The organism is Massilia sp. (genome assembly GCF_032106685.1).
Taxonomy (GTDB): Bacteria; Pseudomonadota; Gammaproteobacteria; order Burkholderiales; family Burkholderiaceae_D; genus Telluria.
On the sequence record NZ_DAMCPG010000059.1, the window covers coordinates 1 to 23,638 of the forward strand.

The window sequence follows — 23,638 nt, forward strand, 5'->3', positions numbered from 1 at the left end:
CGTCGTAGCATACGACGTCACGTGGCCAGTCCTGCCGCCTAGGTTGCTGCTTACTCGGCTACTTGTTACTCAGGTCTTGCCACGTGACGTCGTATGCTTCGACGCCGGTCAACAGCAGCCGCCGCTGCGCCCGGACCCGTAGCGCGCTTCCTGACGCTCGCGGAAAAACTCCTCGTAGGTCATGACCGGCTTGCCCGGATGCTCGCGCTCCATGTGCGCGAGGTAGGTGTCGTATTCCGGCAGGCCGACCATCAGGCGCATGCTTTGCCCGAGGTACTTGCCGGCTTGGGCGAGGGCGGCGAGCATCACTGCACCTGTGCGGCCGCCGCCGGGTTGGCAACGAACGGCGATTCCTTCACCGTCGGGCTGCTGCTGTTGCGCGCGTTCATCACGGTCTTGATGCCGTAGACCAGCACCGCGACCACGACGACCATGAAGAAGCCGGCCAGGGTGGCGTCGACGTAGTCGTTGAAGATGATGCGGCGCATTTCGCCGAGCGACTTCGCCGGGGCCAGGACCTGGCCCTGGTCGAGCGCCGCCTGGAATTTCTGCGCGTGGGCGACGAAGCCGACCTTGACGTTCTCGTCGAAGATCTTCTGCCAGCCGGCGGTCAGGGTGCAGATCAGCAGCCAGATGGTCGGTACGATCGTAACCCAGGCGTACTGGCCGCGCTTCATCTTGAACAGCACGACGGTGCCCAGCATCAGCGCGATACCGGCCAGCATCTGGTTGGCGATGCCGAACAGCGGCCACAGGGTGTTGATGCCGCCCAGCGGATCGACCACGCCCTGGTACAGGAAGTAACCCCAGGCGGCGACGCACAGGCCGGTCGCCAGCAGGTTGGCCGGCAGCGAATCGGTGCGCTTCAGGGCCGGGGCGAAGGCGCCCAGCAGGTCCTGCAGCATGAAGCGGCCGGCGCGGGTGCCCGCGTCCACCGCGGTCAGGATGAACAGCGCCTCGAACAGGATCGCGAAGTGGTACCAGAAGGCCATCATCGTCTTGCCGCCGATGACGTTGGACAGGATGTTGGCCATGCCCACCGCCAGGGTCGGGGCGCCGCCGGCGCGCGAGATGATGGTGTGCTCGCCGACGTCCTTGGCCACTTGCGTGAGCGTCTCGGGGGTGACGACGAAGCCCCAGTTCGAGACGGCGGCCGCGGCCGACTGCGCGGTGGTGCCGAGCACGGCGGCCGGCGCGTTCATCGCGAAGTAGATGCCCGGGTCGATGGTCGAGGCGGCGACCAGCGCCATGATGGCGACGAACGATTCCATTAGCATCGCGCCGTAGCCGATGAAGCGGGCGTGGGTTTCGTTCTCGATCATCTTCGGCGTGGTGCCCGAGGAGATCAGCGCGTGGAAGCCGGAGACGGCGCCGCAGGCGATGGTGATGAACAGGAAGGGGAACAGGTTGCCCGACCACACCGGACCGGTGCCGTCGATGAAGCGGGTCACGGCCGGCATCTGCATGTGCGGGGCGACCAGCAGGATGCCGATGGCCAGCGCCACGATGGTGCCGATCTTGAGGAAGGTCGACAGGTAGTCGCGCGGGGCCAGCAGCAGCCACACGGGGATGACCGAGGCGACGAAGCCGTAGCCGATCAGCATCCAGGTCAGTTCGACGCCGGTGAAGGTGAACATCGGGCCGAAGGTCGGCGAGTCGTGCACCCATTGGCCGCCGACGATGGCCAGCATCAGCAGCACGAAGCCGATCAGCGAGATCTCGCCGATGCGGCCGACGCGGAAGTAGCGCGAATACAGGCCCATGAAGAGCGCGATCGGGATCGTCGCCATCACGGTGAAGGTGCCCCAGGGCGAGCCGGTCAGCGCCTTGACGACGATCAGGGCCAGCACCGCGAGGATGATCACCATGATCATGAAGGTGCCGAACAGCGCGATGACGCCCGGGATCTCGCCCATTTCGGACTTGATCAGGTCGCCCAGCGAGCGACCGTCGCGGCGCATCGACATGAACAGCACGATGAAGTCCTGGACGGCGCCGGCGAACACGACGCCGGCCAGGATCCACATCATGCCCGGCAGGTAGCCCATCTGCGCCGCGAGCACGGGACCGACCAGCGGTCCTGCGCCGGCGATGGCGGCAAAGTGGTGGCCGAACAGCACGTACTGGTTGGTCGGCACGTAGTCGAGGCCGTCGTTGTACTTGTAGGCAGGCGTCTGGCGGCGCGCGTCCAGCCCCATCACCTTGGTGGCGATGTAGAGGCTGTAGAAACGGTAGGCGATGAGGTAAACGCAGACGGCCGCGGCGACTACCCACACGGCGTTGATCGACTCGCCGCGGCGCAGGGCCACGTAAGCGAGCGCGAACGCGCCGAGGAGTGAGATCGCCGCCCAGCCGAGTTTGTTTCCGAGGCTTTTCATGGTGGCTCCTTCAGTTTTTTATTCGTAAAGGCGCGGTGCGTTCGGCGCGTTGCCGCGAGCGGCGGCGCGGCCGGCTGCAGCCGACCCGTATTTGCAAATCATTCTGCATCATTATGCAAATTGCAAGCGCATGATTCTACCCGCTTGCCCTGCCCGTTGGCCTACGTATTATCACGTAGTCAATGTGTCTCTGAGGAAACAAAATCAGTTGCTTTCAGCTAATTGCTCGTCTAATATGCATCGATCATCTACTCAGAGATTTCCGATGGCCGCATTGGACTTGACCCCGTTCCCGCTGGTGCAGATGCGCCCGATCGCCAATGGGCGGAACGAGTGGGTGGCGCTGAGCCTGGACCTGCACGCAGGCGCAGGCGGTGGCGCCGGTGCGGCGCAAGCGGCGGCGCTGCTCCCCGAGATTGCCGGCCTGCTGGCGGCGATCGCGCCGCTCGACTGCGTGCTGCTGCTCGATACTCCGGCCCAGCTGACGCCGCCCCTGCTGGCGCAACTGCCGGCCCAGCGCGTGGTGCTGGCGGTCGACGCGGCCGCGCTGGCCCTGGACGGCGCCGCGCGCCGGCTGGCGCACCTGCACGACCAGGGCTACCGCATCCTGCTCGACGGCGCCGTGCCCGACGGCGCCGCGCGTCCGGCCGGCCTGCGCGGCGTGGCGCGTGACTGCAGTCCCGCGTCGACCGCGCCGGCACCCGGCAGCCTGGCGGCGTTGTTCGGTCCGCACCTGGCCTATGGCATCGCCGACGCCAAGCGCCTGCGCGACTGCGCCCAGGCCGGCTTCGACTGGTTCAGCGGCGCCTATCCCCTGCAAGCGCGCGCCGCCGGCGCCGGCGAGGCGCCGTCGCGGCGGCCCCTGCTGGCGCTGCTGGCGCTGCTCGCGAACGACGCCGATTCGCGCGAACTCGAACAACTGCTCAAGCAGGACCCGGTGCTGTCCTACCACCTGCTCAAGCTGGTCAATTCGGCCGCCTTCGCGGTCAGCACCCAGATCACCAGCTTCGCCCAGGCCATCGCGCTGCTGGGGCGGCGCCAACTGCAGCGCTGGCTGCAGCTGCTGCTCTACGCGCGGCTGGACGCCGACGGCCCGCGCAATCCCTTGCTGCCGCTGGCGGCCCTGCGCGCGGCCCAGCTCGAAATGCTGTGCAAGATGGACGGCGGCGAGCGCGACGAGCAGGACCTGGCCTTCATGACGGGCGCCTTCTCGCTGCTCGAGCCGCTGCTCGGCATGCACATGGCGGAGATCGTCGGCGACCTGCGCCTGCCGCCGCATGTGGAGGATGCGCTGCTGCGCCGCGCGGGCCTGCTCGGCGCGCGCCTGCGCCTGGTCGAAACCGATACCGTGCCGGGCCCGGAGATGCTGGCGCAAGCCGGGATCGACGCCGCGTCCTGGTGGCGCAGCCAGCTGCACGCCTTCCATTGGGCGATCCAGGTGGGCCGCAATGTCTGAGCTCCTGGCCTTGCGCAGCCACGACTTCGCGTCCTGCAGCGCCGCACTGAGCGAGGCGGTGATGCGCCTGCGCGGCGAGGCCCTGGCCGAGGAGCTGGGCCGCATCGCGCGCGCCCTGCTGGCCAGCCCGCAGGGCAGCTTCGCCGCCGCCGACCCGCTGGCGCTGGCGATTCCGGCGCCGCGCGCGGCGCCTTCGCACGACGCGCTGTACCAGGACATCCGCGTCGACGGCCATTACTACGGCTGCTTCGAGGTTGCCGGGCGCACCGACTACGATGGCGAGGACCGGCGCCAGCTCGCCAGCCTGGCCGCGCTGGCCGGCACGCTGCTGCAGGTGCACTCGCTGGCCCAGCGCGCCACCCATGCCTACGCCCAGGTCGAGGCCCAGCTGGCGCACCAGTCGCAGATCCTCGACCAGATCCACGAATCGGTCCTGACGCTCGACCAGATGGGCTACATCACCAGCTGGAACCAGGGCGCCGAACGCCTGTTCGGCTATACGGCGCTGGAAGCGGTCGGACGCAACATCCTGTTCCTGTACGCCGACGAAGGGAAGGACGACGACGAGCGCGTGCCGGACGTCTTCGCCGAGCAGGGCGGGCGCATGATGGAAGTCCGGCGGCGCAAGAAGTCGGGCGAGATCTTCTGGGCCAGCCTGTCGCTGTCGCCGCTGCGCGACCTCGAGGAGCGCCCGGTCGGCCTGATCGCTTATCTCACCGACATCACCGAGCGCAAGCTGGCCGAGGAGCGCCTGCACCACCTGGCCTATTACAACGAACTGACCGGCCTGCCGAACCGCACCCTGTTCGCGCGCCTGGTCGACCAGGCCCTGATGGTCGCCCAGCGCAACGAGCTGTCGGGCTGCGTCCTGTTCATCGACCTGAACCGCTTCAAGCTGGTCAACGACACCCTGGGCCGCCGCATCGGCGACGAGCTGCTGCGCCAGGTGGCGGCGCGTTTCCGCGCCACGCTGCGCGAGGAAGACGTGGTGGCCCACCTGGCCGGCGACGAGTTCGCGGTCGGCCTGTTCGACGTGCGCCAGCATTTCGAGGCCACCACGGTGGCGCAGAAACTCCAGGCCGCGCTCGACGCGCCCTTCCTGATCGAAGGCCACGACCTGCGCGTCGGCGCCAGCGTCGGCATCAGCGTCTATCCGCAGGACGGCATGGACGCCGACTCGCTGCTGCGCATGGCCGACATCGCGATGGAACGCGCCAAGGAAGACCACGCGAATCCGGACAACAGCGTCGCCTTCTACAGCCTGGACATGAACAAGGGCATGCACGAGCGCATGCGCATCGAATCGGGCCTGCGCCACGCGCTGGGGCAGGGCGAACTGATGCTGTGCTACCAGCCGAAGTTCGAGATCGGCACCGACAAGATCGTCGGCGCCGAAGCCCTGGTGCGCTGGATCCACCCCGAACGCGGCCTGGTGCCGCCTTCCGAATTCATCCCGCTGGCCGAGAGCACCGGCCTGATCGTCCAGGTGGGCGAATGGGTGCTGGAGCAGGCCTGCGCCCAGGCGGCGAGCTGGCAGCGCTCGGGCATGCGCCCCTTCCGCCTGGCCGTGAACGTGTCGGCGCGCGAATTCACCGAGTCGCTGCCGAACCGCGTCGCCGCCACGCTGGCGCGCCACGCTCTGGCGCCCGACTGGCTGGAGCTGGAGATCACGGAAAGCACCCTGATGCACGACATCGACCGCGTGATCGGCATCATGGACCGCATCAACGCCCTCGGCGTCGCGCTCTCGCTCGACGACTTCGGCACCGGCTACTCCAGCCTGTCCTACCTGAAGCGCTTCCCGATCCACACCCTGAAGATCGACCGCTCCTTCACCACCGGGATCCCGAAGGACGCCAGCGACTGCGCGATCGCCAGCACCATCATCAGCATCGGCCGCCAGCTCGGCCACCGCGTGATCGCCGAAGGCGTCGAGACCCTGGAACAGCTTGCATTCCTGCGCGACAGCGGCTGCGACGAGGTGCAGGGCTACCTGTACGCCGCCCCGCTGCCGGCCGCCCGCTTCGAGCAGGGGCTGCGCGAGAACTGGCTGCTGGTGGACCAGGCAGCGATTTGCAACTAATGCATTGTCAACGCTATAATTCTGCTCTGCAATTTGTTCGGTTGCCGGCTGCCGTCACCGCCTCCTGATTCTTCCGCTACCCGCCCCGTTCGATTTTCCATTTACCGGCAAATCCGGTAGCGCCGCCCCGCCCGTGACCGGCTGGCGATCAGCCGATGGGTAGTTGATCGCGCACGGGTCATTGCGGCAGGGTCATCGTTATAACGCTGGGAAATCTATGCTTTTTACGGCACCAATTTTTCTGTTTATCTTCCTCCCGCTGTTCCTCCTGGCGTACTACACCCTGTCGTCACGGGTCCAGGTCCGCAATTACATTGCGCTGGCGGCAAGCGTCCTGTTTTTCGCCTGGGGCGAGCCGATCTATGTCGTGCTCCTGATTGCCGGGACCTTTATCGATTACTGCGTATCCCTGGTGATCGCGCCCCAGGCGCGCGGCTCGGCGAGGATGAAGAAATCGGTGCTGGCCGCCGCTATCGTGCTCAACGTCGCAGCGCTTGTATTCTCGAAGTATCTGGACTTCATCGTCATCGAGATTATCCAGCCGCTTGAAAGCCTGCATCACTGGCATGTCGAGCCGCCCCATATTCCGCTCCTGCTCGGTATCTCCTTCATTACCTTCCACCGCATCAGCTATCTGGTCGACAGTTTCAAGGGCCGCGCAGTGCCTCCGCGCGGATTTCTCGATTGTGCCCTGTATATCTTCCTGTTCCCGCAGCTGATCGCCGGCCCCATCATTCGTTACCACGATATCGGGCAGCAGATCCAGGCGCGCCAACATACGGTCGAGGGCTTCCTCACCGGATTCAACCGGTTCGCGTTCGGCCTGGCGAAGAAGCTGCTGTTCGCCGATCCGCTTGGCGTTCTCGCCGACCGTATCTTCGGCCTTCCGGCCAACGAACTCTCGCCGCTTTTTGCATGGGGCGGCATCGTTGCCTATACCCTTCAGCTGTATTTCGATTTCTCGGGCTATTCGGACATGGCGATCGGCCTGGGACGCATGATGGGATTCCGCTTCCCGGAAAACTTCAATCGTCCGTACACCGCGCTGAGCGTGACCGACTTCTGGCGCCGCTGGCATATTTCGCTGTCGAGCTGGATGAAGCAGTACCTGTATATCCCGCTGGGCGGGAATCGGGCCTCGCCGGCGCGTACTTACCTGAATCTGTGGATCGTGTTCGTGATCTCGGGGATCTGGCACGGCGCGAACTGGACCTTCCTGGCCTGGGGCGCTTATTACGGCACCTTCCTGTGCATCGAGCGCGCGCTTGCGAACAGCCGCCTCGCGGCGTTGACCCCGCCAGTGCCGCTGCGCTGGCTGGCCACGATCCTGATCGTGATGGTCGGCTGGGTGCTGTTCCGCGCGCCGACCATCGAGCATGCGGCGCACTACATCGCCGCCATGTTCGGAGCGGGGCAGGCGGCCGGCGACCGGCTGGTGCCCTGGGGGCTCGTCTTCGGAAATCGCGAGCTGGCCGTGATGGCTGTGGGGGCGCTGCTGGCCTGCGTCCGCCTGCCGCGCCTGCACGGGCGGCTGGCCGGGGCGCTCCAGGCCGCATGGTCGGACAAGATGACCATCGATGGCGCAGCGGCCCTGAACATGCAGTTCGTGGTCACGCTCGCGCTCATGCTGATGTCGGCGGCGGCGATCGCCAGCGCCGATTATGTTCCATTCCTTTACTTCCGTTTCTGAGGCGGGACCGCAGATGACTAAACGCCTGGGCCTGGTCTATTCGATTATCCTGGTAACACTGCTTGCCGTTCCCACGCTGGGATGGCTGGCGATGGGCGAGCGGGCCAACCAACTCTACGGCTACGTGGACAAAGTGCCTGAACGACCGGCAAACACCGGCGCAAGCCTGCTCGACAAGACGTGGCAAACCTGGGCGGGGCGCTACTACGATGTTCACTTCGGCTTCCGGACTGAACTGATCCGCACTTTCAACGAGATCCTGTTCCGCGCCTTCCGCGAAATGCCCCGCCTGCGGCTGTATTCGACGCCCGAGATGGGGTTGTACAGCGGCATGTCGCTCCAGTACATCAACACGGAAATCCTGGAGAAATCGGAGCGCGAAGCGAAGTACGCGGTCACCGCGGGCAAGCTCAGGCAGGTGCAAACCCTGCTGGAAGCGCAGGGCAAAGCCTTCATGGTCGTGATCGCCGCCAGCAAGCCCTACGTCTATCCGGAAAGCCTGGGCCGGCGCTACCTGGCAGGCGGGCCCGATCAGGTATTCGAACGCACCGCCAGCTTTGGCCGGGCCTTGCAGGCGGCTGGCGTCAATGTCATCGATTCGGCCCCGCTGCTGCGCGACTTCCGGCGCGACACGAACGTGGCGCTGCATCCCGAGTCGGGCGTGCACTGGAATTACTACGCCGGCTGCCTCGTCGCCGAACAAATCATGGACCGGGTGCGCAACCGGTTCCCGGCGCTTCAGCCCTTCGGCTGCGGCGTGCCGCGCTACGAGCAGGCCCAGGGCGCCGATACCGACGGCCTGAGCCTGATGAACATCTGGTCGGGCGGCGGAGTGTACAAGAACACTCCCCAACCGAGCGTGCTGGAGGGAGACACGACGGCCTGGCGCCCCTCGCTCGTTTTCATCAGCGACAGTTTTTCGGACGAGATCCTGGCGCCCCTGAACCAGGGACGTGCCTATTCGCGGGCCGTCAATTCCGGCTACTTCCGGGTGCGCGCCCTGGACGAGAACGGCGACGGTGGCCATCGTACCCATGACGTCGACGCCGACCCGGAGCTGACGCGCAAGCAGGTGCTGGCCGATATCGCGGCCAGCGACGTGGTGGTGCTGCAGATCGTCGACTACAACCTGGGCGGGGACACCTTCGGCTTCCCCGAGTACGTGTTGGCGCAGCATGCCGCGGGTGCGCTGCCCGCCGCGGCGCCGCTGCGGCAGCAGGGCGCGCCGGCCGCCGGCGCCGCGCTGAAGACGCTCGCTTTCGTCGATGTCGACAACCGCTCGAACCCGATCCAGGTCCCGACACGGACGCGACTGGTGGCGAATACCGCGCAACTGCTCGCGCTCGCGGCCGAGTCGGAATGGGACCTGGTCGCCGTCCTCCAGAAATCCGGACGCAGGAGCGGCGACCTCGGGCGCGAACTTGAAAAGCAGGGCTATACGGTGGTCGCCGACGGCAAGGAAGGGCTGCTGGCGCTGCCGCGCCGCAGCGCTGGCCCGGCCGTCGCAAAGACCAGTTGGCAATGGCTGCCCTATGGCGACCTGCAAGGCGCCACGGCGACCGTGCAACACGGGCTCCCGCTCGTGGCAAGTGCACAGCCCGCCGATATCGGCTTGTACAGTCAGGAGGTGATGCTGGAAGGGCCGGTGCTGATCCGGGCCCGGTTCGAAGGCACGGTCGCCGGCGGCTCGCCGCGCGCTGCCCACCTGTCCTGGTTCGGCTTGAAACCGATCTTCAGCCTGCAGGAAGATACCTACGCGGCAAACGAGGAGTTCTTCGCGATCGTGCCGGGACAGCGCGACGGCAAGCCCGCCCGCCTGGCTTTCGGCCTGGGCGGCTGGGCGCGTGGAAGCGGCACCCTGCGTCTCAAGACGCTCGAGTTCCACCCCTTGTCCCTGCACGCCAAGGATGCGCCGTACCCGGCGCGCACGGTCGCGGCCGGCGTGGCTGGCGAATAGGGCAGCCGCAAGCGCCTGCGCCGGCCGTGCGTCGCCAGGCGCTTGCGGTCGAGTGCGTCGAGATACGGATCGCAACGGCCGTGAATATTGTATAATCTTGGGCTACAGGAAGCGTGGCCGAGTGGTTGAAGGCAGCAGTCTTGAAAACTGCCGACGGGGGAACCCGTTCGTGAGTTCGAATCTCACCGCTTCCGCCAAGCATACTGAACAAGAGCCCCACGCGTTGGGGCTTTTTTCATTTCCGCGGTACTTGTTCGTCTGCTGGCCTTGCCGTCGGCGCGGTGACGCCGTCTCGCAGGTCGATATCGCGCAGCACGCCGTCCTGGCGTACCTGGTACAGGAAGTCGTTGAGCGCATTGGCGTGAGCGTCGATGTCGTCGATGATGGCATTCATGCGCGTCACGTCTTCATCCGAGTCGAGCACCAACTGCCCATCTTCGATGCCGAGATGTTCGCGACGGGTTTCGACCAGGCTGACCAGTTTGCGTTGGCCCTCCAGGACTTGACGGTATAGCCGGACGGCTTCCAGGTTGCGTTCGTGATAGGCGGCCGAAGACTTTTCCATCTGCTTGAGCACGAACGACCAATCCGCCATCCGCATCGACTCGACCTCGCCAAGGAACTCATCGAATGCCGCTTTGTTGGACGCGTCGAAGCGCTGCAGCGCGCGTTCGCAGCGGTCGATCGCACTGTGCGCGGCGGCGAAGCCTCCCTGGGCCAGCAGTGCGGCTGGCTGCATCGCGGCATCCGTTTTCGTTTCGTCGCAATCGCTCGCCATGGTCTGTGATGCGTTCCGATGCCTGGCAAAGAGGCGGACGGTCAGCGAGACCATGTGGTCGAGGTAGGAAAGTCCAAGCTTGTTCGTCTTCGGCAGATAACCGGGCTCGGGATGCGCCGCCATGTCGGTGACGCTGCGCCGGATCTCGGCGACGGCACGGGCGATATTCTGGCGCGAGAATGCATCCATCAGGTCCTGCCACACCTGTTCCAATTCGGGCCCGGCTTTTTTATTGGCCATTGCGAGCGCTTGCAGGGCCGCCTGCCGATCGGCCTGCGGTACTGGATCCTTGCGCGCTATCGCGCCCAGCGTACGAGCATCCTTGGGCGATACATGGCGTGCCAGCACGGGCACGGCCCTGGCGTAGATTTGGTCGCGCGTCGTGGCCGCGGCAAAGGCATGGAAGAATTCCTGGTTGTATGGGTCGTCAGGGTGTGCAAGCCGGGCGAGCGCACTCTCATACCAGCGTGCACTGTCGAGGTAGGCGCGCAGGTCGGCTGCATGGGATGCCGACGCCGCAGCGGCCAGGGCCGTGGCCGCTGGCGTGTCCGGCGCCGTGCCCGCCAGGCCAAGCATGAGGACGAGGGCGCATGCGGGCGCCAGGCGGTGACCAGGGCGGCGCCCGGTTGGGTGCGACAAGGCCGCGTTGCGGTGGGTCTTCATCACTGCACCTTGACCGTCAGGATACTATTGGCCGAACCGATGTACAGGCGGTCGTCGGGCCCGATCGTCAGCGTCGCGGCCTCGGCGAGCATGCCGGGCAGCGGGCCTTCACGCACCTCGCCCCGGCCCGGCGGGCCCACCAGTTCCCCCTGGCTGGCCAGGCCCGCCAGCGTTCCCCCGACGGCGCGACTGGCCGTGCTTCCCGGCCCTGCGGCAACTGGCGAGGCGGCGCTGCCTCCATTTGCGCCACCTCCACCACCCCAGGGGCTGAGCAGGATGGATGCCGCGATCGACAAACAGGCGAGTAAGGGTAAATCTGGCGCTAAGGCGGATCGACGGCGCATGGCGAGGGCCGATTGTTAGAAGTTCAAGGAAGAGAAAGTCTATCCACGAATGTGACTAGGGGCAACTTTTCTTCATGGTTCCGGCCGGTCGACGCGTGGTACATCCGCTCTGCGAACGGATCGATCGACTGCTCCGCTACCTTCCAGCTAAGCCAGCAGATAAGGTGGCAGCGGGATTCGATAGAAACCGCGCACCGCACGGAGCGGCGCGCGAAAAACGGCTGATCAACCAGCGCAATTGCGGCGCCGCGCCGCGCCGACCATCCCGGCGGCGCCGAGCGCCAGCAGGGCGATGCTCGCCGGCTCGGGAACTTGCCCGGGAACTTCGTTGGGACCGATATAGCGCGGCACGATGCGCGGCACGCCGTACTCGTAACCATCCATCGAATCGAGGTATTGCGCCAGTCCCGGGTCGACGCTACCACGGGTGGCGATGCCGGTCAGGGTGCCGGAATAAAACATGGGTGGGTGCTGCTCGAACAGATCGGCGTCGTAACGCGCCGTGTAGACAAAGTTGCCCTGGGCATTGCGCGCAAAGCTGACGCTGAGGTTCGTGAAATGGTCCGCGCCGAAGTAGTCGGCGATCGTGAAATTGGTGGGGCCGTCGTTCAGGAAATGGGTGGTGGCGCCGGTCAGCAGGACCTCGCCCTCGCCGCCGAGCGGATAAAACTGTTGACCGTAGCCATAGTCGTCGACGGGATCGAACAGCCAGAAGTCGAAATACGCGATCGACTGGTCGGTATCATGCTGGATGAAGTAACCGGACAGTCCGGCGCCGTCCGATCCGGTATGGAAATCGTACTGGACATAACCGGCGGAGGCGTTCAGGGAAAACAGTGCCGTGGCTGCGAGCGCGAAGAGTTTCTTGATCATGGTATGCGAGAAGGTGGTTGAAATAGTTTAACCATCAGTAGCAATTTTCATGCCACGAATAGTTAAATGATTTAAATCAACCACTTGTCTCGCCCTATGCCCAGTGCATTTCCTCAATGTAAGAATTGCCGACACTGATCGGTCTGTCGCTTTCGGGGGCGTCGCGAAGGCTCGCGGCAGGAGGGCCCCAAGCCAGGAGCCTTGCTGCATGCCGGGTACTGGCGGCGCGCAGCGCCGCGGTTCACCTGGCTTACCGTACTGAGCGGCGGCGCAGGCCGAGCGCCGCAAGCAGTCCGGCGCCCAACAAGGCCAGCGAGCCCGGTTCCGGAATCTGTGCAACCTGGGCGGTCGCGCTCACGCGGCGGATGTAGCCGCTGGCGCCGCTGCAGGAGGGAGTCTCCCAGGTGCAGCCGGCGCCTTCCATTTGCTCGTCGCTGTTCGCATCGATGACCGTGAACGTTTGTCCAGTCGAAACCATGTCGATGTGATGCGCGCCGTTGTTGAGGTAGATGCTGCCGGTCAGGTAGCCGTCGGCGCCGAATGCGAGCGCCATGTTCACGTACCCCATGCCGGTCGAGAAGCCGCCGCCATTCGACGCGTACAGCATGTCTTCCCCCACGCCGGGGAAGGTATAGCGCAGATTGAGCAGGCCGTTCTGCGGCACCTGGTCGTAGCCGTAGGGATCGCTGTATTCGAAGTTAAATGCGCCGCTCGCAACGGTTTGATCGTCGAATTCGAGCTCGAGCGTTATTCCCCAGGGCAGCTGGTCGTTCAAAGCCTGCCATTCGTAGATGACGCCGGCTTGGCTGCACAGAGGCAGCAAGCAGAGACCAATGGCGGCGAGGTGAGAGCGGATGTTCATGTTAACCCCCTTGTGTTGATGGGTTACCAATAGCAAGTTGTAGGCCAGTAATCTAAGTAGTTGAATTGCCTGGATTATTTATTTGACTCCAGGAAGCAACTGGTGAACATTGTAAATATTTCCGACGGTATAGATAGACGGAAGACACGTTTTCATCACTGGTCAAATAATCAGGCACGCATTTCCGGCATCGTAAAGTGGAGCAGAAACCGATCAAATCTTGAACTTGATTAACATCGTCAGAGTCTACCTACAAAAAGACAAGCCGTTTTGGTGAGCCGTATGTGCTCTATTCGACAGATGAAGCCGGTCGAACAGGCGTAAGGTAGAGGCGTGGAGAGGATACGCCGATGCTGAAGACACTTGTCACGATTGCTGTGCTGGGAGGAAGTGCCGCCGCTGCCTGTGCGCAGAGCGGTGTGACGACCTACGGTGTGCTCGATGCCGGTGTGGTGGGCGAGGGCGGCTGCGTCAACGGCTGCACGACCCGCGTCGGCAGCGGCATCGCGTCGGCTTCGCGCATCGGCATCCACGGCAGCGAGGCGGTGGGCCGGAATACCTCGGCGGTGTTCGGCCTCGAGACCGAGATGCGCCTCGATACCGGGCGCGCGGCGGGACGCGATCGGGACAAAGACGAGCGCCTCGAGCACCAGGCCTGGGTTGGATTGTCGGGGGAATTCGGCGCGATCACGGTCGGGCGCCAGTACAACCTGCAATACCTGGCCCTGACCGACGTCGCCGACCCGTTCAAGGGCGGCACCGCCGGCAGCGCATCGAACCTGATCGGCGGTCCGCGCCGCACCGACAACGGCGTCCAGTACTACAAGATTTTCCCGAACGGTCTCGAGGGCGGTGTCTCGTGGGCGGCGCGCGACCTCGATACCTCGCCGGCCGGACGCGCCTGGGGCATGACGGTCGGCCTGTCCAGCGGTCCGTTGACGGTGCGGGCCGCGCACCGCAACCAGAACGCGGTGCGCGTCAACCTCAACAGCAAGACCAGCAACGACACCATCGCCAAGAATTCGATCCTGGCCGCCAACCTGCGCCTGGGCTGGGGCACGGCCTACGCCGCCTACAGCATGAGCCGCGGCTGGGCCAGTTCGCCGCTGTTCAATCCCGACAATCCCTACGCGGCCGGCATCGCCGGTACGCCGTCGAGCAACAGCCGCGACGTGCTGTTCGGCTTCGCCATCCCGGTCGACCATTCGATCACCTTGCTGACTTCCTACATCCGCAAGAACGATCGCGATCTCGCCAACCAGGACGCCAACCAGATGGCGTTCGGCGCGAGCTATTCGGTGTCGCGCCGCACGGACTTCTACGCGGCCTGGTCGCACATCCGGAACCGCAACGGCGCCGGCTACACGGTCGGCAATGCCAGCGCGCCCGGCAGCGGCAACAAGGCATTCAACGTGGGCATGCGCCACGCGTTCTAAGAAGCCTGTAGCCTGACACTATCCGCTAACAATCTGTATGGAGGCATCATGACTGGAGCCAGTACCCTTGATCCGGACAACTTTCCGGAACGTCCCGACCGTAGCCTGGGCAAAGGCCACGGCACCGACGCCCTCGGCCCGAGCGACCTGTCCGACACCGGCAGCGACGTGATGGGCGGACCGGGCCTTGCGTCCAACGTCGACCCTGACCAGCTGGTCCATCTCGACCGCGGCACCAACGAGGAGGAAGAAAGCTCCGCCGGCGGCACCGCCGGCCCGGACGTCGGCGACGCCAACTTCTCGTCCGACAGCGACTCCGCCGGCACCGGCGAGCGCGCCAGCGCCGGCCGCGACACGGTGGTCGAGGATGGCGCCGACATCGATACCGACCGCATCGAATCCATCCCCGACCTGCCGCTCACCGAAGACGATACCGACTTCCTAGCGAGCCAACCGCCGGGACAGTCCACGGGCCGCAAATAAGGCCCCGACCAGCGCGCTGCCGCCCAGCAGGACGGCGGTCAGCGGCTTGGAGCGCAGGGCCAGCGCCGTGTGGGCCGAGCTTTCCGCGACGTGGCGGTCGCTCATGCCCTGGCGCTGGCGCAGGGCCTGGCTGGGATCGGGCGCGTGCAGCGCGTCGCGGCGGCCGGGCGCCTTGTCGAACGTCGATTTCTGCTGCCTGAACATCGAGGCATTCATGAAGCGGTCGAGCATGCGCGGCATGTAGGCGTTGCCCGACGAGATCATCTTCGAGGCGCCGCCGACGAAGATGTCGCGCTTCGGATGCTGGGCGCAGTAGAGGATGGCCTTGGCCACGATCTCCGGCGCGTACACGGGCGGCGGCAGTGCCGCTTCCTTGTCCATGTAGTTCTTCGCGTGCAGCGCGAACATGGTGTCGATCGCGGCCGGCTTGACCAGGGTTACCGAGATCGGCGCTTCTTCCTTTTCCAGTTCCATGCGCAGCGCGTCCGTGAAGGCCTTGACCGCATGCTTGGAGGCCGAGTACATCCCCTGCAGCGGCGCAGCGCGGTCCGAGACCTCGCTGCCGACGTTGATCAGGGCGCCGCCGCCGCGCAGCTTCATGCGCTTGACCGCTTCCAGGGAGCCATGCACCACGCCCCAGAAATTGGTCTGGAACAGGCGCACATGGTCTTCCAGCGCCACTTCCTCGAGGCGGCCGAAGGTGCCGACGCCGGCGTTGTTGACCCAGGTGTCGATGCGCCCGAAGCGTTCCATCGCGGTCTGGCCGATGCGCTCGACGTCGGCCTGCTTGCCGACGTCGGCGGCGACGGTGGCCACCTGGCAGCCCTGGCGGCGCAGCTCGCTGGCGAGCTGGTCGAGGGCATCGCCGTTGCGCGCGGCCAGCACCAGCTTGGCGCCGGCCTCGGCGGCCATGCGCGCAGTGGTCAGGCCGATGCCGCTGCTGGCGCCGGTAATCACCATCACCTGCTCATTGATGTTGCGAAGTTTTACGGACATGACGCTTTCCTTTCCTCTGCTTGGAGTCGTGGAGTCGGACGACCCGCACGCCGGGCACAGGCACGCCGCGGTGCGGGCCGGGATCGATGTGTGTCTTATCGAACTAGACATGGTCGTGATCATGCCTCGTATTTCAAGCCATTTTTTGCCGGGCTGGCGCGCCGTAGGCTTGCCGGCAAGGCGTGGACGGGGAAGGAAGGCAGGGCAGTTGTGCGCGAAAGGGCCGCGTTCGCTGATAGGATCGAAGCGCGGCAGCCGGGAGAACGTTGCGGCTGGCGGGACAGTACAGCCGGGTGCCGGCGCCGGATGTGCAAACGGCAGCCATGATGGCTGCCGCGATCGGATTGCCGCGGCGCATAGCGGAGCAAAATGGTGCAAGACGGCGCCGCAAGCCGCGCCCCGGCCAGTGCGAAGAGGCACCGGCCGAGGGCGACGGGATGCTTCAGTGGGCTTTCGAGAGGATCAGCAGCCAGCGGCCGAACAGCAGGACTTCAACGTGACCCGCATCGATGCCGGTATCGCATTCGATAAGGGGATTGACCGGGTAGAAGCGCTTGCGGAAGTCACGCGTGAGCGAGAGTTCGCGGCGGCCGAAGCGCATCATGAAAGGAGCAGGAGCGTATTCCAGGCCGAAGGAGTTGTTCAGAGTGGTCATTGACGGATCCCTTGTTTATTCGTTGTGTTGGTCAAGTGAGTACAGAATAGCATAACCACTGTATAAATCCACAGCTACTGTACAAATAACCAGTAAAATTTTCTAACTGTGGTTTTTTTGCCATCCATCCCCATTTGCTGCCACATGGATAAATCGCCGACCGCCCGCCTGTACCGTTTTGCCGCCGCCCGTCTCTCGCCCGAGGAGGCGTTCGGGCTGCACCTGACGGCCGGCGTGCTGGTGCTGCTGCTGGCGATGGCGGGGTTTGCCCGCATCGCCGGGGCGGTGGTGGCCGGCGCGCCGATCACCCAGCTCGACGTCGAGCTGGCGAACTGGCTGCATGCCCATGCCAACGACAGTCCCGTCCTGCGTAGCTTCCTGATGGGCATCACTCACCTGCACAGCACGCCCGGCATGTTGACGCTCACGGCGCTGGCCGGGTCGTGGTTCTACCGCCGCGGCGCGCGCCACTGGATACTCACGCTGCTGGCCGCGGTGCCCGGCGGGATGGTGCTGAACGTCCTGATGAAGCACACCTTCGCGCGCGCCCGGCCGCATTTCGACGAGCCCCTGCTCACGCTCTCGACCTACAGCTTCCCCAGCGGGCACACCTTGGCCGCGACCGTGTTCTACGGCCTGCTGGCCTGCTACCTGGCGCGCCATGCGCACGGCTGGGGCCGGCGCGCCGGCATCGTGCTGCTGGCCTGCCTGATGGTGGCGCTGGTGGCCGGCTCGCGCCTCTACCTGGGCGCCCATTACCTGTCCGACGTGCTGGCGGCCATGGCCGAAGGCTGCGCCTGGCTGTCGATCTGCGTGACCGGCGCATCGACCCTGCGCCGGCGCCAGGCGGCGCGTGCGCGGCGCGGCGTAACGAACCTGAACGAGGAAACCTGATGCGTACACTTGTGCATTTGTCCGACCTGCATTTCGGCCGCGTCGACGCCGGCCTGCTGGCGCCCCTGCGCGAACTGATCCACAACATCGCGCCGGACGTCCTGGTGGTGTCGGGCGACCTGACCCAGCGCGCCCGCAGCGAGGAATTCGAGCAGGCGCGCGCCTTCCTCGACACGCTGCCGGGGCCGCAGATCGTGGTGCCGGGCAACCACGACATTTCGCTGTACAACGTATTCCGCCGCTTCGCCAAGCCGCTCGACCGCTACAAGCGCTACATCACGGACGACCTCGACCCGGTCTTCGTCGACGGCGAGATCGCCGTGGTCGGCGTCAACACGGCGCGCTCGCTGACGATCAAGGACGGGCGCGTCAACCGGGAGCAGGTCGGGCGCATCCGCGAACGGCTGGCCGGGCTCGACCCGCGCATCACGCGCATCGTGGTCACCCACCACCCTTTCGACCTTCCGGAAACCTTCGAGCAGCGCGACCTCGTGAACCGCGCGCCGATGGCGATGGAGGTGTTCGCCGAATGCGGCGTCGACGTGCTGCTGGCCGGCCACATGCACGTCAGCCATGCGGCAAGCACGGCGATGCGCTACCAGATCGACGCCTACGCGGCGCTGGTGGTGCAGGCCGGCACCGCGACCTCGACCCGTGGCCGCGGCGAGACGAATTCCTTCAACGTCCTGCGCGTCGACCACGAGCGGGTCGAGGTCGACCGTTACGGCTGGGATGTGCTGAGCGGCGTGTACCGGATCGTCGTCACCGAGAAGTTCGTGCGCAGCGGCAGCGTGTGGGCGCCGGCGGCCGAGGGGATGCTGGCGGCCGGGCTCTAGAGCGGCGGGCGGGGTGCTGCTACACTCGCGTGTTTCGCACTTTACATTCCTCGAGTAAAAAATGAAGAGCAGTTCTAACGGCGGCCTCGTCTATTCCACCGATGGCGGGCGCATGTGCCCCGCATGCCGGCGTCCGCTCGCCGAGTGCGCCTGCAAGGCCCAGGCCGCGCCCAAGGGCGACGGCGTGGTGCGCGTCTCGCGCCAGACCAAGGGGCGCGGCGGCAAGTGCGTGACCATCGTCAAGGGCCTGGCGCTCGACGCCGCCGCGCTGGCGACGCTCGGCAAGGCCCTGCGCACGGCCTGCGGTTCGGGCGGCACCGTGAAGGACGGCGTGATCGAGATCCAGGGCGATCATTGCGACCGGGTGATGGAGGCGCTGCAGGCGCAAGGCCACCAGCCCAAGCGCGCCGGCGGCTGACCCCCGGCGCAGGGCGGGCGGCTCCGCCCGGGATGATGCATACCCGCGCCGTGTGCGCCGCCCACGCGTTCATGCTGCGCCGGCAAACGCGCGCCGGCCGTGCACGGGCTCGCGATAGCGCGTGCTCAGATCCAGTACTCCGTCAGGCGCGCCGCCCATTCCTTGACGCGGTCGGCCCAGGGCCGGTCGCGCCATTCCTCCAGCGTGACTTCCTTCGACGAACGCAGGTCTTCGTTGAAGGCGTTCTCCATGTCGCGCCCGAAGCCCGGGTCGATCACCACCACGTTCAGTTCGTAGTTGTGGATGAAGCTGCGGCGGTCGATGTTGGCCGAGCCGATGGTCGACCAGGCGCCGTCGATCACCGCCGTCTTCGCATGCAGCACCGCCACCTGCAGCTGGAAGATGCGCACGCCGCCGGCCAGCAGCTGGTCGAAGAAGGCGCGCCCGGCGTGCATCACCAGGCCGTGGTCGGACACGCCCGGCAGCACCAGCTTGACGTCGACGCCGCGCCGGGCCGCGCCGATCAGGGCATCCACGGTCTGCTGGTCGGGCACGAAATAGGCCGAGGTGATGTGCACCGATTTCTTGGCCTCGTTGATCGCCACCAGCAGCGACTTGTAGATTTCCGAGTGCCGGTTCGGCTCGGTGGCCAGCACCCGCACGAACTTGTCGCCGGCCGGCGCCAGGCGCGGGAAGTAGTCGACCGCCGGCAGTTCGCCCGCTTCCTGGCGCACCCAGTTGTCGATGAAGGCCCACTGCAGCGTGGCCACCGCCGGCCCCTCGATCCGGATGTGGGTGTCGCGCCAGCCGACCTTGTCCTTGTCGACGTTGTCCGGCTTGCGCTTCGAGCGGAACAGCGAGCTGTTGGCGTAGTCGGCGCTGATGTTGATGCCGCCGGTGAAGCCAACGCTGCCGTCCACCACCAGGATCTTGCGGTGGTCGCGGTTGTTGATCGACCAGTTGCCCTTGGCCTTGGCCGGATTGATCGGATTGAAGGCGAGCATGTTGACGCCGGCGGCGCGCATGTTGTCGAAGAAGGCCTTGGGCGTGCCGATGGTGCCGACGCTGTCGTACATCACGTTCACGACCACGCCCTGGCGCCGCTTCTCCATCAGCAGCTCGGCGAACTGCAGGCCGATCGGATCCTGGTCGAAGATGTAGGTCTCGAGGTTGATCGAGTTTTTCGCATTCCTCACCGCGTCGATCATGGCGCGCAGGGTCGCGGGGCCGTCGAACAGGAGCCGGACGTCGTTGCCGGCGATCAGGGGCACGCCGGTGGCCTGCTCCTCGAGCACGGCCAGCTGCTTCAGGTCGGGGCTGGCGTTGGCCCAGCGCCGCGCCAGCAGCTTCGCCGCCTGGGCCTGCGGCATCGGCCCCTTGGCGGTGGTGACGGTCGGGGCCGACTTGGCCGGGGTGTCGGGCAGCTGTTCGACGTCGGGCAGCGTCTTGCAGGAAGCGACGACGCACAGGAAGGCGAGGGCGGCGGCCCAGATCGACACGCGGTGCTTGTTCATTTGTTCCCCCTGATGGCCTCCGGCACGGCGTCGATGACGTCCGGGTCCTTCGGGCCGATGAAGAAGTCGAGCGGCGCGCGCAGGAAGCGCCGCCCCAGTGCGCGCAGCAGCAGGATGCCGCGCGTGAAACGGATCTTGCGGGCGCGCAGCGCCACCGACAGCGCGAGATGGAAGCTGACGACCAGGTTGACCGCGCCGATCAGGGCCACGCCCAGCGCGGCGTTGGCGGCCATCTGCCAGCTCAACTGGTAGTCGAGGCCGACCAGGGCGGTGGCGAAATTCGCGGTCGAGAAAGTCACGTGGCGGATGTCCAGCGGCAGCCCGAGCAGGTAGCCGACGGTGCCGGTGGTGCCGAGCAGGATGCCGAAGAAGAAGTTACCCATCAGGCCGCCCAGGTTGTCCTCGACATAGACCGACAGGCGCGCGCGGCGCTCGCTGCCCAGCAGCCAGCCGAGCCAGCGCAGCTGGCGCACGCGCTGGCCCATGCGGGTGTACAGCGCCTTGTTGTCGTAGTAGCCGGAGATCAGACCGGCGACGAACAGCCAGACCCCGGCGATGGCCGCATAGAACAGCGCCGGCGAGTGGATCGGGTCGACGTCGTGCAGCAGGTGGTGCGCCTTCTCGGGCGTGACCAGGTGATGCCCCATCATCTGCTTGTAGGCGATGGCGATCAGCAGCGCCGTCGGGAAGGCCACCGCGACGTTGCCGAGCACCGAGACGATCTGGGTGCGGAACACCTTGTTGACCAGCTCGGCCATGCTGTCGAAGTCGATGTCGCGGCCGTCCCGGCTGTGCAGGCCGGCGGCGATGCGCTGGGCCGTCATGGCGGGCTGCTTGGTGGCGATGGTCCAGTGCAGCATGTGCACGAGCATGAAGCCGAGCGAATAATTCATGCTGAACAGGAAGGACTCGACCAGGGGCGCGGCGCGCAGGTGGCTCAGCAGGATCTTGAACATCGCCATGAAGCCGACGATGAAGCCGGCGCCGGCCGAGGCGCCGAACATGCGGCGCAGGCCGCCGCGGCTCTCGGCGATGTAATGTTCGCCGGTGCGGCTGGCGTTTTCCGTGACGTTGCGCGCCAGCAGGTCGATGTTGTCGCGGAACAGGCCGCGCACCTGGTACTTGGTGTTGTGTCCCTCGACCAGTTCCTGGGCCAGGGCCACGGCGGCGGCGCGGCGCTTGCCGTCCTGCGCCGGCGCGCCCTGGATGGTCGTCGCCGGCAGCAGGGTGCCGCTGTAGTCGGCGCCGAGTTCGATGCCGTCCTGCTCCGAGGTCTCGATCGACAGCGCGGCCGGAGCGGGCAGGGCGCGCGGGCGCGCTGCCTCGCTGACGTCGACCAGGAACAGCAGCTTGCGCAGGCGGCCGATGCTCTGGGTGATCGCCACCAGCACGTAGGTCAGGGCGACGCTGGTGCCGACGCTGAGCGAATTACGGCGGATCTTCGCCACCACCGCTTCGCACTGGTCCAGCATCACCAGGAGGTGGCGCGCGTCGTCCGGGCGCTCGGCCGTGCCGTCGAGATAGCGCCCGTAGGCGTCGAGGTAGGCATTGACCTCGATGTTCTGCATCAGGAAGGGCGAATCGAAATCCTCGATCTCGCTGTAGCTGTGCACCAGGCGCGGCTCCAGGCCCAGCGCGCAGATGCGGCACGACAGGGTGCGGATCGCGTCCAGCATGCCGCTGACGGTGACGTAGTGCGCGCGGTCGGGCGCCGCGCCGCGTGGCGGCGGAGCGTTGGCGAGGACGTCGAACAGGGCCAGCCAGTCCTCGTCGGGCACGGCGCGGATCCATTCGTGGTCGTCCTCGGCGTACAGCACGCGGTCGAGGGCGTCGGACAGGTAGATGTCGTCGAGCGCCGGCGGCAGCACGCGGTAGGCGATGCGGCGCTTCAGTTCGGTGAAGAAGCCGTCGTTGGACAGGATGCCGACGTCGCTGTACAGGCTGGTATGGCGGCGCTTCTCGAGCAGGGTGACGATGTAGCTGCGCAGCGCCCAGGCCTGCTCCGGATTCCCCTTCAACAGTTGCGTCAGGGTGCGTACGGCGGCGCGCGCATGGGGGCGGTCGCGGCGGCGCGGGCGCAGGCAGCAGACCAGTTCGACCAGCAGGTCGATGCGGTCGCTATGCGGGTCGATGCGTTCGAGAATGGCGAGCATAAGTGGTCCGGTCTCCGGGATAGACAGTGTACGCGTGAGGCCGCTGGAAAATGGTACGGCAACGAACAGATGGGCGATGATGACGAGAAATACCGCGGCGCGCAGGCGCACCGCCGGCCGGCACTATAACCGATCGCGGCAGGCGCCGTGCGGAAGAGGAAGGTTCAGGTAAAGGAGAGCAGGAAGGCGGTCAACAGGAAGCCGGCCGCCAAGCAGGCCGCGCCGCACGCCACCGCCAGGCCCAGCGCGCCGTTCCAGCCGCGGCGCGGATAGCGCCGGCCGTAGCGGCGCCGGACCGCCGCCCATTGCGGCCAGGCCGCGCCCAGCAGCCACAGCGCCAGCCAGGCCAGCGCCAGCCAGTGGAACAGGGAAGAATCGCCGTTCAGGCGGCGGTTGATGGCGCCGGCCAGCAGTTGCAGCGCCAGCATGGCGAGGCTGGCGCGCAGCCAGCGCCGCGCGCCAGCCGCCGCCCGGGCGTCGCCCAGGATGCGCCAGTTGTGCATCAGGAGCCAGGAGCCGAAGGCGGGGGTGAACACCAGGCTCCAGGCGGCGACGGCGGAAGGGCGCCATAAAGCGTCGTGGGCCTGCTGGGCCGGCGCGAGCGCCGGGACATGGTGGGTGACGTGCTCGGGATCGGCGGTTTGGCAAGTGTCGCGCATGATGACGAAAGGAAATGTTGCCCAACTGAAGCAACACTATCGCGCGCCTGCCGGGCGCCATCTTGCGCGGCATCGAAGCCACGCACGCGCTGGGTCAAGAAACGATAAGCGGATTCACGCGCCGCGCGCCTGGGCTTGCACGGCGCCGTCGCGGCGGCGCTGCTCGCAGGCGACTTTCTTGAGGGGATAATCGTCGTCGGACAGCAAATGCTCGCCGACGATATGGACGGAAGGGGGGCGCCAAAAAGGCGCTGTCACCGTTACCTGTTGGTTTAATTGAACTGCCGAGCTACGGCGTGGTCTGAGTATGTATCCAGACCAGCGACGAGGGCGACGATGCAGGCGATAAAGTTCAAGCGGTGGATCGACGGCGTGACCCTGCTGAGCGAGGGCCAGCGGCGGCAATTGCTGGCGCGGCTAAGCCCCGCGCTCGGTCTCGACCGCCTGCGCGCCGTGATCGAGGCGGCGGCGCCGTCCCGCCTCGTCTGCCCCGGCTGCGGGGGCGCGCGG

Annotated in this window: 20 protein-coding genes and 1 tRNA gene; 10 read left to right on the forward strand and 11 right to left on the reverse strand. The window is 66.2% G+C overall.

Annotated elements, in window-relative coordinates; translation table 11 throughout:
- Positions 1 to 108: 108 nt before the first annotated feature.
- Both RT688_RS21920 and RT688_RS21925 read right to left on the reverse strand, forming a co-directional pair.
- Positions 109 to 306 carry a YbdD/YjiX family protein gene (locus RT688_RS21920; protein ID WP_312553521.1) on the reverse strand — a complete coding sequence of 66 codons (198 nt, stop codon included), beginning with the start codon at positions 304 to 306 and terminating at the stop codon, positions 109 to 111.
- Positions 306 to 2,378 carry a carbon starvation CstA family protein gene (locus tag RT688_RS21925; protein WP_313706956.1) on the reverse strand — a complete coding sequence of 691 codons (2,073 nt, stop codon included), beginning with the start codon at positions 2,376 to 2,378 and terminating at the stop codon, positions 306 to 308. Before RT688_RS21925 ends, RT688_RS21920 begins: the two co-directional genes overlap by 1 nt.
- A 265-nt stretch (positions 2,379 to 2,643) precedes the next feature.
- On the opposite strand from RT688_RS21925, the gene RT688_RS21930 reads away from it, so the two are divergent.
- The 5 genes from RT688_RS21930 (at position 2,644) to RT688_RS21950 (ending at position 9,761) form a co-directional block, all read left to right on the forward strand.
- Positions 2,644 to 3,834 (forward strand): HDOD domain-containing protein, encoded by a 1,191-nt coding sequence (locus tag RT688_RS21930; protein WP_313706957.1) that lies wholly within the window; start codon positions 2,644 to 2,646, stop codon positions 3,832 to 3,834.
- On the forward strand, positions 3,827 to 5,917 hold the full coding sequence (locus tag RT688_RS21935) for an EAL domain-containing protein (protein WP_313706958.1): 2,091 nt from the start codon (positions 3,827 to 3,829) through the stop codon (positions 5,915 to 5,917). Before RT688_RS21930 ends, RT688_RS21935 begins: the two co-directional genes overlap by 8 nt.
- Before the next feature lie 217 nt (positions 5,918 to 6,134).
- Complete coding sequence (locus tag RT688_RS21940) at positions 6,135 to 7,607, forward strand: MBOAT family protein (RefSeq protein ID WP_313706959.1); 1,473 nt, start codon at positions 6,135 to 6,137, stop codon at positions 7,605 to 7,607.
- 13 nt (positions 7,608 to 7,620) lie between these two features.
- Positions 7,621 to 9,564, forward strand: coding sequence for an alginate O-acetyltransferase AlgX-related protein (locus RT688_RS21945; protein ID WP_313706960.1), 1,944 nt, complete (start codon positions 7,621 to 7,623; stop codon positions 9,562 to 9,564).
- 107 nt (positions 9,565 to 9,671) lie between these two features.
- Positions 9,672 to 9,761 (forward strand) — tRNA-Ser (locus tag RT688_RS21950).
- A 38-nt stretch (positions 9,762 to 9,799) separates the two neighbouring features.
- Here the strand turns inward: RT688_RS21950 and RT688_RS21955 are convergent.
- From RT688_RS21955 to RT688_RS21965, 3 genes are all read right to left on the reverse strand, one after another.
- Positions 9,800 to 11,005 carry a hypothetical protein gene (locus RT688_RS21955; protein ID WP_313706961.1) on the reverse strand — a complete coding sequence of 402 codons (1,206 nt, stop codon included), beginning with the start codon at positions 11,003 to 11,005 and terminating at the stop codon, positions 9,800 to 9,802.
- Positions 11,006 to 11,574: 569 nt separating this feature from the next.
- A complete protein-coding gene (locus tag RT688_RS21960; protein ID WP_313706962.1) occupies positions 11,575 to 12,222 on the reverse strand; it encodes a PEP-CTERM sorting domain-containing protein in 648 nt (215 codons plus the stop codon).
- 250 nt (positions 12,223 to 12,472) lie between these two features.
- A complete protein-coding gene (locus RT688_RS21965; RefSeq protein ID WP_313706963.1) occupies positions 12,473 to 13,084 on the reverse strand; it encodes a PEP-CTERM sorting domain-containing protein in 612 nt (203 codons plus the stop codon).
- Between the two features lie 350 nt (positions 13,085 to 13,434).
- On the opposite strand from RT688_RS21965, the gene RT688_RS21970 reads away from it, so the two are divergent.
- Together RT688_RS21970 and RT688_RS21975 are read left to right on the forward strand one after the other, a co-directional pair.
- Entirely contained in the window at positions 13,435 to 14,520 is a 1,086-nt protein-coding gene (locus tag RT688_RS21970) for a porin (RefSeq protein ID WP_313706964.1), read from the forward strand.
- Between the two features lie 48 nt (positions 14,521 to 14,568).
- On the forward strand, positions 14,569 to 15,003 hold the full coding sequence (locus RT688_RS21975) for a hypothetical protein (protein WP_313706965.1): 435 nt from the start codon (positions 14,569 to 14,571) through the stop codon (positions 15,001 to 15,003).
- On the opposite strand, the gene RT688_RS21980 is transcribed toward RT688_RS21975, so the two are convergent.
- Both RT688_RS21980 and RT688_RS21985 read right to left on the reverse strand, forming a co-directional pair.
- Positions 14,962 to 15,999, reverse strand: coding sequence for an SDR family oxidoreductase (locus RT688_RS21980; protein ID WP_313706966.1), 1,038 nt, complete (start codon positions 15,997 to 15,999; stop codon positions 14,962 to 14,964). The two genes, RT688_RS21975 and RT688_RS21980, sit on opposite strands and share 42 nt — an antisense overlap.
- Before the next feature lie 442 nt (positions 16,000 to 16,441).
- Complete coding sequence (locus tag RT688_RS21985; RefSeq protein ID WP_312551618.1) at positions 16,442 to 16,654, reverse strand: hypothetical protein; 213 nt, start codon at positions 16,652 to 16,654, stop codon at positions 16,442 to 16,444.
- A 144-nt stretch (positions 16,655 to 16,798) separates the two neighbouring features.
- Between RT688_RS21985 and RT688_RS21990 the strand changes: the two genes are divergently transcribed.
- The 3 genes from RT688_RS21990 to RT688_RS22000 all read left to right on the forward strand — a co-directional run bounded on the left by RT688_RS21990 (position 16,799) and on the right by RT688_RS22000 (position 18,802).
- Positions 16,799 to 17,548: a phosphatase PAP2 family protein gene (locus RT688_RS21990; protein ID WP_313706967.1), complete on the forward strand. Its 750-nt coding sequence runs from the start codon at positions 16,799 to 16,801 to the stop codon at positions 17,546 to 17,548.
- Positions 17,548 to 18,384 (forward strand): metallophosphoesterase, encoded by an 837-nt coding sequence (locus RT688_RS21995; RefSeq protein ID WP_313706968.1) that lies wholly within the window; start codon positions 17,548 to 17,550, stop codon positions 18,382 to 18,384. The genes RT688_RS21990 and RT688_RS21995 overlap by 1 nt, the downstream gene beginning before the upstream one ends.
- A gap of 61 nt (positions 18,385 to 18,445) precedes the next feature.
- The gene (locus RT688_RS22000; RefSeq protein ID WP_313706969.1) at positions 18,446 to 18,802 is read left to right on the forward strand and encodes a translation initiation factor Sui1; all 357 of its coding nucleotides are present in this window, start codon (positions 18,446 to 18,448) and stop codon (positions 18,800 to 18,802) included.
- A gap of 125 nt (positions 18,803 to 18,927) precedes the next feature.
- Here RT688_RS22000 and cls read toward each other — a convergent pair whose 3' ends face one another.
- The 4 genes from cls to RT688_RS22020 form a co-directional block, all read right to left on the reverse strand.
- Entirely contained in the window at positions 18,928 to 20,316 is a 1,389-nt protein-coding gene (gene cls, locus RT688_RS22005; protein ID WP_313706970.1) for a cardiolipin synthase, read from the reverse strand.
- Positions 20,313 to 22,469: a site-specific recombinase gene (locus tag RT688_RS22010; protein ID WP_313706971.1), complete on the reverse strand. Its 2,157-nt coding sequence runs from the start codon at positions 22,467 to 22,469 to the stop codon at positions 20,313 to 20,315. The genes cls and RT688_RS22010 overlap by 4 nt, the downstream gene beginning before the upstream one ends.
- 164 nt (positions 22,470 to 22,633) lie before the next feature.
- The gene (locus RT688_RS22015) at positions 22,634 to 23,128 is read right to left on the reverse strand and encodes a hypothetical protein (RefSeq protein WP_313706972.1); all 495 of its coding nucleotides are present in this window, start codon (positions 23,126 to 23,128) and stop codon (positions 22,634 to 22,636) included.
- Between the two features lie 114 nt (positions 23,129 to 23,242).
- Positions 23,243 to 23,386, reverse strand: coding sequence for a hypothetical protein (locus RT688_RS22020; RefSeq protein ID WP_313706973.1), 144 nt, complete (start codon positions 23,384 to 23,386; stop codon positions 23,243 to 23,245).
- Positions 23,387 to 23,638: the final 252 nt, after the last annotated feature.